The sequence below is a fragment of the Stenotrophomonas sp. Ps181 genome (assembly GCF_025697425.1).
GTDB lineage: Bacteria > Pseudomonadota > Gammaproteobacteria > Xanthomonadales > Xanthomonadaceae > Stenotrophomonas > Stenotrophomonas sepilia.
Genome location: NZ_JAHWBI010000016.1, coordinates 1 through 14,226, shown reverse-complemented (window position 1 = coordinate 14,226; position 14,226 = coordinate 1). Strand labels below are relative to the sequence as shown.

Sequence of the window (14,226 nt, the reverse complement as noted above, 5' to 3'; positions counted from 1 at the left end):
TCGAGATCCAGGCTTACACGGCGGCCCACGCCGGCTCTCGACACCTACGCTGCCAGATTCCGATCAGATAAGGCTTGGCAGCCGCATCCATGCGGCTGACACCCCGCACTCCGACACCGCCCCGCCTTCGACAGGTTCACGCGGCTGTTGGTAACTGCGGCTGTTGGTGGGTGTCGACCTTGGTCGACACATCTGTCAGATATCGAATGAATTCATCCACGCATGGCATGGGTCTACCGTGTCGACCAAGCTCGACACCTACCAGAGCAGTACACCGTTCCGACAAATCGCAGGAAACTGTCGAAGGCGGGGTGGGTCCGGTTGCGGGGGGCGTGAGCGCCATGGATGGCGCGACCGAGCCTACAGGGACGTATTTACGGCGTCCCCCGCAACCGGACCCACCCCGCCAATCCACGGATAGCGCGCTTCGGCTGTTGCCGTTGCCTCTGCGGGTGCAGGGCTGCAAGCCCTGCAAACCAAACCCCCTCAGCGAGCAGCAGGCCGCGACGGCGGCAGCCATGCCGCCACGATGCCCAGCAGCGGCAGGAACGCGGTCAGCTGGTAGACGTACTCGATGCTGGTCCTGTCCGCCAGCAGGCCGAGCACGGCGGCACCCAGCCCGCCCATACCGAACGCGAAACCGAAGAACAGGCCGGACACCATGCCGATGCGGTGCGGCATCATCTCCTGCGCGTAGACCACGATCGCCGAGAACGCCGAAGACAGCACGAAGCCGATCAGCACCGCCAACACCGTCGTCCACAACAGGTCGGCATGCGGCAGCATCAACGCGAACGGCGCCACGCCCAGGATCGAGGTCCAGATGATCGGCTTGCGGCCGATCCGGTCACCCAACGGGCCACCCAGGAAACCACCGGCTGCGGACGCCACCAGGAACGCGAACAGGTGCAGCTGCGCCTGCGCCACCGGAATGCCGAAGTGGTGGATCAGGTAGAAGGTGAAGTAGCTGCCGATGCTGGCCATGTAGAAGTACTTGCTGAAGATCAGCACCAGCAGGATCGCCAGCACCTTGGCCACGGTGCGCGGCGGATGCCTCGGCGCCATCGACGCGGTGCTGGCCGGACGCGGCGTGCCCAGATGCAACGCGTACCAGCGGCCAACATAGGTCAGCAATGCGATGCCGATCAGGGCCGCGCCTGCGAACCACGACGCGGCATGCTGGCCGTACGGCACGATCACTGCCGCTGCAATCAGCGGGCCCAACGCGGTACCGAAATTGCCCCCCACCTGGAACACCGACTGCGCGAAGCCATGACGGCCGCCCGAGGCGAGCCGCGCGATGCGCGAGGCCTCCGGATGGAAGATCGCCGAGCCGATGCCGACCATTGCCGCTGCCAGCAGCACCATCGCGTAGTTCGGTGCGAAGCCGAGCAGCAGCATGCCGCACAGGGTCGAGGCCATGCCGATCGGCAGCGAGTACGGTGCCGGGCGGCGGTCGGTGGCGACACCGATCAATGGCTGGAAGATCGACGCAGTGAGCTGGTAGGTCAACGTGATCAGGCCGATCTGGGTGAAGCTGAGATTGAAGCCGCCCTTGATCACCGGATAGATGGCCAGGATCAGCGACTGCATCATGTCGTTGACGACGTGCGAGGTAGAAATGGCGGCCAGCACGCCGGGGGCCGCCGGGCGTGAGGTCGTTGCGGGAGAAGCCAGGGTCGACATGGACGCAGTCAGGTTGGGGGCGAGCCACGCATGCTACGGTTGCCCCTCTCTCCCTTCTGCCGCGTTCAGGTCATGCCCTATCGCAAAAAGGACATCGCCAGTGACGTCGATCCGGCCGCGCCCTGGCGGGAGGTTCCACTGCATCGCCCGGTCACCTATCGGGTCACCCAGTACCCGGTAGGTACCCACATCCCTGGTCACAAGCACCAGCGCCACCAGCTGGTCTACGCCATCTCCGGCCTGATGGTGGTGCGGTCGGAAGTCGGGCGCTGGGTCGTCCCATCGAACCGCGCGATCTGGATGCCGGCCGGCATGGTGCACGCGGTGGACTGCATCGCCGCCGTGCACATGCGCAGCCTGTACATCGATCCGTCGTTCGCCTTGCACCTGCCGGCCGAGCCGTTCGCGGTGCAGGTCTCGCCCCTGCTGCGCGAGCTGCTGCAGGCCGCCACGCTGGTCAAGGGCGAGCACATCGAGGACAGCCGCGATGGCCGCGTGGTCCGCCTGCTGCTGGACGAGCTGCACCGCATGGACGTGCTGCCGTTGCACCTGCCTGCGCCAAGCGACCCGCGCCTGCAGCGGATCTGCCAACACCTGCAGAAGCACCCCGGCGATGACGCCACGCTGCAGGACTGGGCGCAGGCGCTGGAGGTGGACGTGAAAACCATCCAGCGGCGCTTCGCCACCGAGCTGGGCATGACCTTCGGGCAGTGGCGGCAACAGGCACGGCTGCTGGCCGCGATGGAGCGGCTGGCGATCGGCGACAAGGTCATCGATGTCGCGCTGGCGACGGGCTACGACAGCCCCAGCGCGTTCACCAGCATGTTCAAGCGCCAGCTGGGGCAGACGCCAGCGGCGTTTTTCCGCTGAGCGCAAACGGAAACGCCGGGCATGGCCCGGCGCTAACGTTCACCGTTTGCGTTGAGACCTCAGGACGTCATCCGGTCCCAGAAGCCCTTCACGCCGTCGATGAAGGTGGCCGACTTCGGCGAATGCTTGCGCGCTTCCTCGCCGACGAAGGTGGCCTCGAACTGCTCCAGCAGCTTGCGCTGCTCGTTGGTGAGGTTGACCGGCGTCTCCACCACCACGCGGCAGTACAGGTCGCCTTCGCTGCGGCTGCGCACCGAACGCACGCCCTTGCCACGCAGGCGGAACAGCTTGCCGGTCTGGGTCTCGGCCGGAATGCGGATTTCCGCTTCGCCGCCGAGCGTGGCCACGCGCACGGTGTCACCCAGTGCCGCCTGCGAGATGCGGATCGGCACTTCGCAGTGCAGGTCGTCGCCATCGCGCTGGAAGATCGCATGCTCGCGCACGCGCACTTCCACGTACAGGTCGCCCGGCGGCGTACCGGCCGGCCCGGCTTCACCCTCGCCCTGCAGGCGGATGCGGTCACCGGTATCGACGCCCGCCGGCACCTTCACCGACAGCACCTTGTCTTCCTCGACGCGGCCGTTGCCGTGGCAGGTCTTGCAGGGCTTGGCGATGATCTGGCCACGGCCGCCGCAGTTGTGGCAGGCCTGCTGCATGGCGAAGATGCCGCGCTGGATGCGCACCTGGCCGCGGCCATGGCACACATTGCAGGTCTCGACCTTGCCATCTTCGGAGCCACTGCCATCGCAGTCGCCGCACTCGGCCAGGGTCGGGATCTCGATCCGGCGCTCGATGCCGCGCACGGCTTCTTCCAGGTCCAGTTCCATCACGTAGCCGATGTCGGCACCGCGACGGGCCTGGCGCGGACCGCCGCCGCCCCCGCCAAAGATGTTGCCGAAGATATCGCCGAAGATATCGTTCATGTCCGGACCACCCGGACCGCCACCGCCCATGCCGTGCTCGAACGCGGCGTGGCCGTGGCTGTCGTACATGCGGCGCTTGTTGCCGTCGGACAGCACTTCGTAGGCTTCCTTGCACTCCTTGAAGGAGGCCTCGGCCGCCGCATCACCCGGGTTGCGGTCCGGGTGGAACTTCATCGCGCAGCGACGGTAGGCCTTCTTCAGCTCGTCGTCGGTGGCGGTGCGGGCAACGCCCAGCACTTCGTAGTAATCGCGCTTGCTCATATCGTGAATCGGGTTCCGGAAAGTCGGGATTCGTCAAAGCGGAAGAGCGGAACCAGGTCCGCTCTTGCGTCGGGCGCCCCGACACGCCGGTGGGCGGTCAGGACCCTGATGCGACAACGGGACGCTGGTGGCCAGCGTCCCGCGTCGGTCCGGATCAGGACTTCTTGTCGTCCTTGACTTCGGTGAACTCAGCGTCGACCACGTCGTCCTGCGCCTTGCCGGCATTGCCGGCGTCGGCACCCGGGGCACCGCCCTGGTCGGCCGAAGCAGCGGCGAACAGCGACTGGCCAGCTTCTTCCAGTGCCTTCGACTTGGCTTCGATCTGTGCCTTGTCGTCGCCCTTCATCGCGGTTTCCAGGTCAGCCAGCGCTGCCTCGACCTTGCCGATGACATCGCCGCCGACCTTGCTGCCGTGCTCGGTGATGGCGCTGCGGGTGCCGTGGATCAGGGCGTCGGCCTGGTTGCGGGCCTGCACCAGTTCCTGGAACTTCTTGTCTTCCTCGCGGTTGGCTTCCGCGTCGGCGACCATGCGTGCGATCTCTTCCTCGGACAGGCCCGAACCGGCCTTGATCTCGACCTTCTGTTCCTTGTTGGTCTTCTTGTCCTTGGCCGACACGTGCAGGATGCCGTTGGCGTCGATGTCGAAGGACACTTCCACCTGCGGCAGGCCACGCGGGGCCGGCTCGATGCCGGACAGGTCGAACTTGGCCAGCGACTTGTTGAAGCGGGCCTGTTCGCGCTCACCCTGCAGCACGTGCACGGTCACGGCCGACTGGTTGTCCTCGGCGGTGGAGAACACCTGCGAGGCCTTGGTCGGGATGGTGGTGTTCTTCTCGATGATCTTGGTGAACACGCCACCCATGGTTTCGATACCCAGCGACAGCGGGGTCACGTCCAGCAGCAGCACGTCCTTGACGTCGCCGCCCAGCACGCCGCCCTGGATCGCCGCACCCAGTGCCACGGCTTCGTCCGGGTTGACGTCCTTGCGCGGTTCCTTGCCGAAGAACTCGGTCACCGCCTGCTGCACCTTCGGCATGCGGGTCTGGCCGCCGACCAGGATCACTTCGCTGATGTCGCTCGAACGCAGGCCGGCATCGTTCAGGGCGACGCGGCACGGCTCGATCGACTTCTTGATCAGGTCGTCCACCAGTGCTTCCAGCTTGGCGCGGGTCAGCTTGATGTTCAGGTGCTTCGGACCCGACGCGTCAGCGGTGACGTACGGCAGGTTCACTTCGGTCTGCTGGGCGCTGGACAGCTCGATCTTGGCGCGCTCGGCAGCATCCTTCAGGCGCTGCAGGGCCAGCGGATCCTTGCGCAGGTCGATGCCCTGGTCCTTGTTGAACTCTTCAACCAGGTACTCGATGACGCGGTTGTCGAAGTCTTCGCCACCCAGGAAGGTGTCACCGTTGGTGGCCAGCACTTCGAACTGCTTCTCGCCGTCGACGTTGGCGATCTCGATCACCGAAACGTCGAAGGTGCCGCCGCCCAGGTCGTACACCACGATCTTGCGATCCTTGTTGTCGCCCTTGTCCAGGCCGTAGGCCAGCGCAGCCGCGGTCGGCTCGTTGATGATGCGCTTGACGTCCAGACCGGCGATGCGACCGGCGTCCTTGGTCGCCTGGCGCTGGCTGTCGTTGAAGTAGGCCGGCACGGTGATGACCGCTTCGGTGACCTTCTCACCGAGGAAGTCCTCGGCGGTCTTCTTCATCTTCTCCAGCACCTTGGCCGAGATTTCCTGCGGGGCCATCTTCTTGCCGTCGCTGGTGGCGACCCAGGCGTCGCCATTGTCATGGGCCAGGATGCTGTACGGGACATGGGCAATGTCCTTCTGCACCTCACCGTCGGTGAACTTGCGGCCGATCAGGCGCTTCACCGCGTAGAAGGTGTTCTTCGGGTTGGTCACGGCCTGGCGCTTGGCCGAGGCACCGACCAGGACTTCGCCGTCCTTCGTGTAGGCGACGATCGACGGGGTGGTGCGATCGCCTTCCGAATTCTCGATGACGCGGGCCTTGCCGCCGTCCATGATCGCCACGCACGAGTTGGTGGTGCCGAGGTCGATACCAATGATCTTGCCCATGGGGGAGACTCCTGAGGATGCTTGTTGGGGTCAGTCCGGCCGTTCGGCCGGTGGATGAATACGATGTGGGGGAGGCCCGTGGAACATTCAAGCCACCTCCCGAACGCTGTGTTTCCGATGATCCGCCGCGTTCAGCGTCGGGTCGGGTGACGGGTCTGTCCGCCGCCCCGGCCCCGCGGGATCAATCGGCGGCCACTACCACCAGCGCCGGCCGCAGCAGGCGCTCGTTGAGCAGGTAGCCCTTCTGGAACACGGTCACCACGCTGCCCGGGGCGGCGCCCGGGGTCGGCGCCTGGCTGATGGCCTGGTGGTGCTCCGGGTTGAACGGCTGGCCGATCGGGTCGAGCAGGACCAGGCCGTTGTCGGCAGCGACCTTGAGCAGCTGCTTGTAGGTCAGCTCCAGGCCTTCGCGCAGCGGGTGCGGGTCGTCGCCGGCGGCCTTCAGGCCGGCATCCAGGCTGTCGAACACCGGCAGCAGCTCGCCCAGCAGCTTCTCGTTGGCGAACTTGCGGGCCTGCTCGATGTCACGGGCAACACGCTTGCGCTGGTTTTCCAGGTCGGCGCGCTCACGCAGCGCATCGGCCTTGACCTGCTCGACTTCGGCGCGCAGGCGCTCGACTTCGTCGTTGACGCCGGCGGTGGCAGCCGCATCGGCGGCACTCTGCTGGGATTCGATATCTGGCTGTTCGTGGTTCATGTCTGGGTCCCTGGCGGTCACTCTCCGCCTCCACCCACCCTAGTGTGGGCGGGATGCTGCGTTTCAAGCGTCGGATGTTCCCGGCGTGCGCCCGGCCGGCGAAAAGGCCGCGCCAAGCACATCGGCGGTGGCCTGGACCAGCGGGATCACCCGGTCGTAGGCCATCCGCTTGGGACCAATCACGCCCAGCACGCCCAGCACCTGGCCATTGGCGGTGTACGGGGCAGTGACCAGCGAGACGCCCTGCAGCGGCATCATTCCGGTCTCTTCGCCGATGAAGATGCGCACCCCCGGCGCCTGGATGGTCCGCTCCAGCAGCTGCAGGATCTCGCGCTTGCTGGAGAACAGTTCGAACAGTTCGCGCAGGCGCTCCAGGTCGGACAGGTCCTGCACCCCCATCAAGCGGGTCTGGCCGGCCACCAGCATGTCGTCGGCCGCCGGCTGCAGGGCCTGCTCGGCCAGTTCGATGCTGTGGGCGAGCAACTGCTCCAGTTCGGACCGGGCGTCGCGCAGCTCCAGCAGCAGGCGGGTACGGATCTCGGCCATCGGCAGGCCGGCGAAATGCGCGTTGAGGTAGTTGGCGACCTGCTCCAGCTGGCCTGGCGCAAACTCCTGCCGGGTCTCGATCACCCGGTTCTGCACCTCGTTGTCGGCAAATACCAGGATCGCCAGCACCCGGCGCCCGTCCAGAGCCACGAAATCGATCTGGCGGAAGGCGAACTGCTCGCGCCGCGGTGCGCTGACCACGCCGACGAAGTGGCTCATCGCCGAAAGCAGCTCCGAGGCGCTGCCGAGCAGGGCCTGAGTACTGCCGCCGCCGGCCAGTTCCTGGCGCAACCGGGCCAGCTCGCCCTCGCCCGGCGGCTGCATCTGCAGCAGGCTGTCGACGAACACCCGGTAGCCATGCGCGGTCGGGATGCGCCCGGCCGAGGTATGTGGCGAGGCCAGCAGGCCCAGATCCTCCAGGTCGCCCAGGATGTTGCGGATGGTGGCCGGGCTGACTTCCAGGCCGGCCACGCGCGCCAGCGTCTGCGAGCCGACCGGCTCGCCGTCCTGGATGTAGCGCGCGATCAGCGTGCGCAGCAGATGGCGCGCGCGTGGAGCAAGCTGGTCGGGAGAACCGTGCATGGAATCAACCTGTGAGACACGGACACTAGATAATGGCGACGCATCACCTTGGCAAGTCATTGGACCTCCCGCGCGCGCGTGCTAGCGTTGCGCGGCTGCTGATACCCCCTTACCCATGCTCAGACATCTTTCGATCAAGGATTTCGCCGTCGTCCGCGCCACCGAACTGGAGTTCGGGCCAGGCATGACCGTGGTTTCAGGCGAGACTGGCGCCGGCAAGTCGCTGATGGTCGACGCACTGGGCTTCCTGTCCGGCCTGCGCGCCGACAGCGGCGTGGTCCGCCATGGCGCCGCACGCGCCGAGCTTTCCGCCGAATTCGCGCTGGAGCAGCTGCAGGCAGCCCGCCAGTGGCTGGCCGACAACGAGCTGGACGACGAGGACCAATGCCAGCTGCGCCGCGTGATCCGCGCCGACGGCGGCTCGCGGGCCTGGATCAATGGCCGCCCGGTGACGCTGGCACAGCTGGGCGACCTGGCCTCGCTGCTGGTGGAGATCCACGGCCAGCATGAACAGCAGGCGCTGCTGGCGCGCCCGTCGCAGCTGGCCCTGCTGGATGCCTATGCCGGCAACGAGAACGAGCGCCGCCAGGTGCGCCACGCCGCCGCGGCCTGGCAGGCGCTGGTCGATGAATCGCTGGCGTTGTCGCAACAGGGCGACGTCAGTGACCGGATCGGCTTCCTGGAGCACCAGCTGCGCGAACTGGACCGCGAGGATCTTGAACCGGAATCGATTGCCGCGCTTGGCGCCAGCCACCGTCGCCAGGCCCACGCCAGCGCCCTGCTTAGCGCCTGCCAGGCCGCCAGCAACCAGCTCAACGGCGATGACGGCAGCTCTGCGCTGGACCTGCTGCAGCAGGTGCGCCACGAGCTGTCGCGTCTGATCGAGCACGACCCGCGCCTGGGCGAAGTGGACAGCCTGATCGAGAACGCCTCGATCCAGCTGCACGAAGCCCTGTCGCTGCTTGACCGCGTGCACGACGATCTGGATGCCGACCCGGAACAGTTCGAGGAGAACGAGCGCCGCCTCGGTCGCCTGCACGACCTGGCCCGCAAGCACCGCGTGCCGATGGACGAACTGGGCGCGCAGCGCGAGCGCATGCATGCCGAAGTGGAGCAGCTGCGTGGCGCCGACGAGCGCCTGCAGCGCCTGGCCGGCGAGATCGACAAGGCCGCCGCCGCCTGGCGCGTACAGGCTGAAGTGCTGACCGCCAGCCGCCGCAGCGCCGCTGCCGAACTGTCGGCCACCACCACCGGCATCATCGCCGAGCTCGGCATGGGCGGCGGCCAGTTCCTGATCGAACTGGAGCCGCAGGACAGCGGCAAGCCCGACCCGCAGGGTGCCGAGCGCGTCGAGTTCCTGGTGGCGGCCAACGCCGGCCAACCGCCGCGCGCCCTGCGCAAGGTGGCCTCGGGCGGTGAACTGTCACGTATCTCGCTGGCCATCGAAGTGGCCGCGCTGGACCTGGATGCAGTGCCGACCATGGTGTTTGACGAGGTCGACTCCGGCATCGGTGGCGCGGTGGCCGACATCGTCGGCCAGAAGCTGCGCGCGCTCGGCGAGAAGCGCCAGGTGCTGTGCGTGACCCACCTGCCGCAGGTCGCCTCCAAGGGCCACGCCCATTACCGGGTCAGCAAGGCCCCGGTGGAAGGCATGACCCAGAGCGCAGTGGAAAAGCTGGACAATAAGGCGCGCGAGGAAGAGCTGGCGCGCATGCTCGGCGGCGTGGAAGTGAGCAAGGAAGCGCGGGCCGCCGCCCGCAAGCTGTTGCAGGTGTAACGCCGGCCGAGCCGGGCATTGGCTCGGCTTCCGCACGGTAGTGCCAGCCGCTGGCCGGCATCCCGATGCGGGTGGATGAAGATCATGGGGTTGCCGGCCAGCGGCCGGCACTACCCCCGTGGCTGCGTCAGATCGACCTGTTCCACCAGGAAATCGAGGAACGCGCGCACCCGCAGCGGCAGGTAACCGCCCTGCCCCAGGAACACCGCGTGCACCTCTTCCAGATCACCGGGATTGGCCTCTTCCAGCACCGGCAGCAAGCGCCCGGCAGCAATGTCCTCCTGCACCTGGAATGCCGCCAGCCGCGCCATGCCGAGCCCTCCCAGCACCAGCTGGCGCAGCGCATCGCCGTTGCTGGCACGGGCATTGCCACTGGGCAGCAGCATCCGCTCGCGCCCCTCCTGCAGCAGCGGCCACCCCTGCATCGCACGCGCATGGCCGATGTCCAGCCGGTTGTGCGACTGCAGTTCCTCCGCGGTGCGCGGCAGGCCATGCCGCTGCGCGTACGCTGGCGCAGCCACGATCATCATCCGCGTCGCGCCCAGCCGTCGCGCCACCAGACTGGAGCTCTTCAGCGGCCCGGCCCGCACTGCCACGTCGGTGCGCTGCTCCAGCAGGTCGATCACCTCGTCGTTGAGGGTCAGGTCCACGCCCACCTGCGGATTGCGCTCAAGGAACGCCGGCAGCAGCGGCAACAGGAAATGGCGGCCGAACGGCACGTTGGAGTTGACCCGCAGCCGCCCGCGCGGCTCGGCATGGGCGCTGGCACAACGCTCGGCCTCCTCCAGGTCGGCCAGCACGCGCAGGCCACGCTCGTAGAACGCGCAGCCTTCCGGGGTCAGCTGCAGCTGGCGGGTCGAGCGTTGCAGGAGGCGCGTACCCAGCCGCTGCTCCAGCCGGGCCACCAGCTTGCTCACTGCTGACGGCGTCATGTCCAGGGTGCGTGCGGCGGCGGAGAATCCACCGGTCTCGATCACCCGCACGAACACTTCCAGTTCGCCGGATCGGTTGATGTCGGGTCGCGCCATGGCAATGAATCCAGTTCACAGATGATTGTCCATGCGCAGTCTAGTTCACAGATAAGCTCGGAATCACCATGGCGGTCCCTCCACTCGGGACCGCCCGATGAACCGATTCAGCCAGCTCACCGCAACCGCCCTGCTCGCCGTGTCCGGCGCCGCCAGTGCCGCATCCGCCCCGCACTGGGTCGCCAGCTGGCAGGCCAGCCCGCAGCCGGTCTGGAACGCGGATTTCCTGTTCCCGACCCTGGTCCCGGGCACACTGCAGGACCAGACCTTCCGCCAGACGGCGCGCATCAGCCTGGGCGGCCCGCGGCTGCGGGTGCGGCTGAGCAATGCCTACGGCACCCAGCCGCTGCGGATCGGGGCGGCCAGCGTGGCCGCACACGCGGGCGCCATCCCGCAACCGCTCAGCTTCGGCGGCCAGCCCGGGGTGTTGATCGGGCCCGCTCAGGAACAGCTGAGCGATCCGCTCCCGCTGGCCACGGATGACCGCCAGGCATTGCAGGTCAGCGTCTTTGTGCCGGGGCCGGCAACCGTTCAGACGTTCCATTGGGAAGGCCGCCAGACCAGTTGGATCGCCCCCGGCGACCAGAGCCGGGCCCAGGCCCTGAGCGCAGCCAGCAGCACCACCGCCCGCCTGCTGCTGACCGGAATTGACGTCGAGGCCGACGCGTGCAGCGTGGTGGTGATCGGGGATTCGATCACCGACGGTGCCACCGCCAGCCTCGACCAGGACCAGCGCTGGACCGATCATCTGGCCGCACGCCTGGCAGCGCGGGGCATAGCCGTGGTGAACGCCGGCATTTCCGGGGGGCGGCTGCTGCGCGACGGCATGGGTGAATCCGCCCTGGCGCGCTTCCGGCGCGACGCGCTGGACCAGCCTGCGGTATCCAGTGTGATCGTGCTGATCGGCATCAATGACATCAGCTGGCCTGGCACTGCGTTCGCCCGGAACCAGGCCCGGCCCACGCTGGCCGAACTGCAGGCGGGGTATCGCGCGCTGGCAGAACAGGCCCGCCATCGTGGCGTGCGGATCATTGGCGCCACCCTGCCGCCGTTTGCCGACGCCCTGCCCGGCACGCCACTGGACGACTACTACCACCCGGACAAGGATGCCCTGCGCCAACGGATCAATGCCTGGCTGCGCACGGACAGCCCGTTCGACGCAGTGATCGACCTGGACGCGGCGCTGCGCGACCCGGCCGATCCCTCACGGATGGCCGCCGCCTACGACTCCGGCGACCACCTCCACCCGGGTGACGCCGGCAACCGGGCCATGGCTGAAGCGGTGGACCTGGAGATCCTGCTGGGCCGCAAGGGGCCGGATCCCATTCCTGAAGGGAAAGGGCTCTGACCCCATCAACGAAAAACCCCGGGCAGGCCCGGGGTTCCGTCGCATCCAGCTGGCCGGAACGGCTTACTTGCGCTTCTTGCGCACGTACAGCACCAGCGAGTGCTCTTCCAGCTCGTAGCCATGGTCTGCGGCGATCTTGCGCTGCAGCTCCTCGATCTCGTGGCTTTCGAACTCGATGATCCTGCCACTGTCCACGTCGACCATGTGGTCGTGGTGGCCGCCACGGTCCAGTTCGTAGACCGCCTGGCCGCCCTCGAAATTGTGCTTGAGCACGAGGCCGGCGGCCTCGAACTGGGTCAGCACCCGGTACACCGTGGCCAGGCCGATCTCGTCGCCATGCTCCAGCAGCTGGCGGTAGATGTCTTCGGCGGTCATGTGGTGCTGGGCATTGCGCTGCTCGAGCAGCGCCAGGATCCGCATCCGCGGATGGGTCACCTTCAGGCCGACTTTACGCAGGTCGTGGGTTTCCATAGGTCTCCGTTCATTGGCGATTTAGCGCCAGCTGCCTCGGATTGGGTCGCGGTGGCACGCCGGGAGTGTATCATCGGTTTGATTTCCCCAACCGCCATTCCCGATGCGCAATCTCCTGTTGGTCGCCGCCGTCGCCCTGTCCACCACCGGGTGCGGCATCATCTACAAGCAACCCATCTATCAGGGCAACCTGATCCGGGAAGATGCCGTGGCCAAGCTGCAGGTCGGGCAGAGCAAGCAGCAGGTCACCGCGCTGCTGGGCACCCCGTCCATTCCCGACCCGTTCCACGCCCAGCGCTGGGACTACACCTCCAGCCAGCGCGTGAACCGCCTGGGCCGTACCGAAGTGAAGAACTTCGTGGTGTTCTTCGAGAATGACGCCGTGACCCGCTGGGAAGGCGATTACTTCCCGGGCAACGACAAGGCCCTGGCCCAGCAGACCGTGCGCCAGTTCGGCCGCAATCTGCCGAAGGACAAGAAGAAGAAGGGCCGTTAATCGCCCAACCCCGTCCGCAGGGACGGGTTGCCGGGATCAGCCGCCGAGCGCGCGACGCCGGCGGTTGTCCTTCGGATCTGCCAGCAGCGGGCGCAGCAGTTCGATGCGGTCGCCGTCCAGCAGAACCTGTTGCGGGCGCGCCAGTACGCCATGCACGGCGACGGCGGGACAATCGGCACTGCCGTCCAGTGCGGCCGCCGCGACAGCATCGGCGACGGTGGCCCCCTCCTCCAGCTGCAGGCGGCACGACAGCAGCCGCTGCGGCCAGGCCAGGACCACCTCGACTTCGATCATCGCTCAGCCCTCGTCGGCGACGCGGACGAAATCGTTGACCATGCGATCGGCCAGCCCCTGGAAGCCGATCGCCAGCGCCGGACCGAGCAGGCGCGAGCTGGGTTCGAACTCCAGGGTCAGGGTGACCTTGCAGGCATCCTCGGCCAGCGCATGGAATTCCCAGCGGCCGTGCAGCTGCTTGAACGGGCCATCGCGCAGCTGCATATCAATGCTGTGCGGGCGCTGCAGGGTGTTTTCGGTCTGGAACCAGGTACTGAACGAGCCCAGGCCCAGGTCCAGTCGCGCCACCAGGCGGTCCTCGCCCTCCTCAAGGATCTGGGCAGCCGAGCACCAGCGGAAACGGCGCGGATAGGCCTGGACATCATTGACCAGGTCGAACATGCGCGCGGCCGAATGTTCGACCAGGGCGCTGCGGCGGATAGTAGGCATGAATACAGGACGTTTCGGCAATCGACCGGGCGGGCCCGAATCGGAGACAATACGGAAATGAGCAAGAACAGCGGCAAGGATAAAGCAAAGAGCGCGACGGCCAACAAAACCATCGCGTTGAACAAGCGTGCCCGCCACGAGTACCACATCGAAGAACGGTTCGAGGCCGGTCTCGCCCTGCAGGGCTGGGAGGTCAAGTCGATCCGCGCAGGCCGCGGCAACATCATCGACGCCTACGCCTATGTGAAGCGCGGCGAGATCTACCTGATCGGCGCACAGATCACCCCGTTGATCCAGGCCTCCACCCACGTGGTGGCCAATGACCGGCGCGAGCGCAAGCTGCTGCTGCACCGGAACGAGATCGACAAGCTGATCGGCAAGGTCGAGCGCGATGGCTACACGATCGTGCCCACTGCGATGTACTGGAGCAAGAACAAGATCAAGCTCGAAGTCGCGCTGGCCAAGGGCAAGCAGACCCATGACAAGCGCGATGCCGCCAAGGACCGCGACTGGGCGATCGAGAAGCAGCGTGTGATGCGTCGCGGCAACCGCGACGCGTAAGGCCGCTCCATATCACCACGTAGAGCCGAGCCAAGCTCGGCTGACCGGCCATTCTGTAGAGCCGAGATCCTATGTTCGTGGTCAAGCCTGCTGGAAGCAGGTTTGACCCACTTTCAGCATGGCCGGGTCAAAGTCCCGGCCGCTCTTGAAGACGCCCCAAGCGATCCTGGCCAGCTTTCT

Annotated in this window: 14 protein-coding genes; 5 read left to right on the top strand and 9 right to left on the bottom strand. The window is 66.9% G+C overall.

What is annotated here, in order from left to right:
• Positions 1–486: 486 nt before the first annotated feature.
• Positions 487–1,686, bottom strand: a complete 1,200-nt coding sequence (locus KXV01_RS19925; RefSeq protein WP_049416912.1) for an MFS transporter — start codon at positions 1,684–1,686, stop codon at positions 487–489.
• Positions 1,687–1,758: 72 nt separating this feature from the next.
• Between KXV01_RS19925 and KXV01_RS19920 the strand changes: the two genes are divergently transcribed.
• Positions 1,759–2,556 carry a helix-turn-helix transcriptional regulator gene (locus tag KXV01_RS19920; RefSeq protein ID WP_049416914.1) on the top strand — a complete coding sequence of 266 codons (798 nt, stop codon included), beginning with the start codon at positions 1,759–1,761 and terminating at the stop codon, positions 2,554–2,556.
• A 59-nt stretch (positions 2,557–2,615) separates the two neighbouring features.
• Here KXV01_RS19920 and dnaJ read toward each other — a convergent pair whose 3' ends face one another.
• The 4 genes from dnaJ to hrcA form a co-directional block, all read right to left on the bottom strand.
• Complete coding sequence (gene dnaJ, locus KXV01_RS19915; RefSeq protein WP_099495104.1) at positions 2,616–3,740, bottom strand: molecular chaperone DnaJ; 1,125 nt, start codon at positions 3,738–3,740, stop codon at positions 2,616–2,618.
• 154 nt (positions 3,741–3,894) lie between these two features.
• On the bottom strand, positions 3,895–5,817 hold the full coding sequence (dnaK, locus tag KXV01_RS19910; RefSeq protein ID WP_005416183.1) for a molecular chaperone DnaK: 1,923 nt from the start codon (positions 5,815–5,817) through the stop codon (positions 3,895–3,897).
• A 181-nt stretch (positions 5,818–5,998) separates the two neighbouring features.
• Positions 5,999–6,514: a nucleotide exchange factor GrpE gene (grpE, locus tag KXV01_RS19905; RefSeq protein ID WP_049416918.1), complete on the bottom strand. Its 516-nt coding sequence runs from the start codon at positions 6,512–6,514 to the stop codon at positions 5,999–6,001.
• A gap of 63 nt (positions 6,515–6,577) precedes the next feature.
• Positions 6,578–7,642: a heat-inducible transcriptional repressor HrcA gene (hrcA, locus tag KXV01_RS19900; RefSeq protein WP_049416920.1), complete on the bottom strand. Its 1,065-nt coding sequence runs from the start codon at positions 7,640–7,642 to the stop codon at positions 6,578–6,580.
• A 115-nt stretch (positions 7,643–7,757) separates the two neighbouring features.
• Here hrcA and recN point away from each other — a divergent pair, with 115 nt between their 5' ends.
• Positions 7,758–9,419, top strand: a complete 1,662-nt coding sequence (recN, locus tag KXV01_RS19895; RefSeq protein WP_049416922.1) for a DNA repair protein RecN — start codon at positions 7,758–7,760, stop codon at positions 9,417–9,419.
• A 110-nt stretch (positions 9,420–9,529) separates the two neighbouring features.
• On the opposite strand, the gene KXV01_RS19890 is transcribed toward recN, so the two are convergent.
• Positions 9,530–10,447, bottom strand: a complete 918-nt coding sequence (locus tag KXV01_RS19890) for a LysR family transcriptional regulator (protein ID WP_099495103.1) — start codon at positions 10,445–10,447, stop codon at positions 9,530–9,532.
• Positions 10,448–10,544: 97 nt separating this feature from the next.
• Here KXV01_RS19890 and KXV01_RS19885 point away from each other — a divergent pair, with 97 nt between their 5' ends.
• The gene (locus KXV01_RS19885; RefSeq protein ID WP_099495102.1) at positions 10,545–11,795 is read left to right on the top strand and encodes an SGNH/GDSL hydrolase family protein; all 1,251 of its coding nucleotides are present in this window, start codon (positions 10,545–10,547) and stop codon (positions 11,793–11,795) included.
• Positions 11,796–11,858: 63 nt separating this feature from the next.
• On the opposite strand, the gene fur is transcribed toward KXV01_RS19885, so the two are convergent.
• Complete coding sequence (fur, locus tag KXV01_RS19880; protein WP_049414016.1) at positions 11,859–12,266, bottom strand: ferric iron uptake transcriptional regulator; 408 nt, start codon at positions 12,264–12,266, stop codon at positions 11,859–11,861.
• Positions 12,267–12,369: 103 nt separating this feature from the next.
• On the opposite strand from fur, the gene bamE reads away from it, so the two are divergent.
• On the top strand, positions 12,370–12,762 hold the full coding sequence (bamE, locus tag KXV01_RS19875) for an outer membrane protein assembly factor BamE (RefSeq protein ID WP_014036847.1): 393 nt from the start codon (positions 12,370–12,372) through the stop codon (positions 12,760–12,762).
• Positions 12,763–12,798: 36 nt separating this feature from the next.
• Here bamE and KXV01_RS19870 read toward each other — a convergent pair whose 3' ends face one another.
• Both KXV01_RS19870 and KXV01_RS19865 read right to left on the bottom strand, forming a co-directional pair.
• Complete coding sequence (locus KXV01_RS19870) at positions 12,799–13,056, bottom strand: RnfH family protein (protein WP_049414018.1); 258 nt, start codon at positions 13,054–13,056, stop codon at positions 12,799–12,801.
• A gap of 3 nt (positions 13,057–13,059) precedes the next feature.
• Entirely contained in the window at positions 13,060–13,485 is a 426-nt protein-coding gene (locus KXV01_RS19865) for a type II toxin-antitoxin system RatA family toxin (RefSeq protein ID WP_049414020.1), read from the bottom strand.
• 57 nt (positions 13,486–13,542) lie between these two features.
• Here KXV01_RS19865 and smpB point away from each other — a divergent pair, with 57 nt between their 5' ends.
• Positions 13,543–14,046, top strand: a complete 504-nt coding sequence (gene smpB / locus KXV01_RS19860; RefSeq protein ID WP_005416174.1) for an SsrA-binding protein SmpB — start codon at positions 13,543–13,545, stop codon at positions 14,044–14,046.
• Positions 14,047–14,226 lie beyond the last annotated feature (180 nt).

Bases quoted from the DNA above. Each gene is read 5' to 3' on its own strand.
- KXV01_RS19925 (WP_049416912.1), bottom strand. From the start codon at position 1,686: ATGTCGACCCTGGCTTCTCCCGCAACGACCTCACGCCCGGCGGCCCCC.
- KXV01_RS19920 (WP_049416914.1), top strand. From the start codon at position 1,759: ATGCCCTATCGCAAAAAGGACATCGCCAGTGACGTCGATCCGGCCGCG.
- dnaJ (WP_099495104.1), bottom strand. From the start codon at position 3,740: ATGAGCAAGCGCGATTACTACGAAGTGCTGGGCGTTGCCCGCACCGCC.
- dnaK (WP_005416183.1), bottom strand. From the start codon at position 5,817: ATGGGCAAGATCATTGGTATCGACCTCGGCACCACCAACTCGTGCGTG.
- grpE (WP_049416918.1), bottom strand. From the start codon at position 6,514: ATGAACCACGAACAGCCAGATATCGAATCCCAGCAGAGTGCCGCCGAT.
- hrcA (WP_049416920.1), bottom strand. From the start codon at position 7,642: ATGCACGGTTCTCCCGACCAGCTTGCTCCACGCGCGCGCCATCTGCTG.
- recN (WP_049416922.1), top strand. From the start codon at position 7,758: ATGCTCAGACATCTTTCGATCAAGGATTTCGCCGTCGTCCGCGCCACC.
- KXV01_RS19890 (WP_099495103.1), bottom strand. From the start codon at position 10,447: ATGGCGCGACCCGACATCAACCGATCCGGCGAACTGGAAGTGTTCGTG.
- KXV01_RS19885 (WP_099495102.1), top strand. From the start codon at position 10,545: ATGAACCGATTCAGCCAGCTCACCGCAACCGCCCTGCTCGCCGTGTCC.
- fur (WP_049414016.1), bottom strand. From the start codon at position 12,266: ATGGAAACCCACGACCTGCGTAAAGTCGGCCTGAAGGTGACCCATCCG.
- bamE (WP_014036847.1), top strand. From the start codon at position 12,370: ATGCGCAATCTCCTGTTGGTCGCCGCCGTCGCCCTGTCCACCACCGGG.
- KXV01_RS19870 (WP_049414018.1), bottom strand. From the start codon at position 13,056: ATGATCGAAGTCGAGGTGGTCCTGGCCTGGCCGCAGCGGCTGCTGTCG.
- KXV01_RS19865 (WP_049414020.1), bottom strand. From the start codon at position 13,485: ATGCCTACTATCCGCCGCAGCGCCCTGGTCGAACATTCGGCCGCGCGC.
- smpB (WP_005416174.1), top strand. From the start codon at position 13,543: ATGAGCAAGAACAGCGGCAAGGATAAAGCAAAGAGCGCGACGGCCAAC.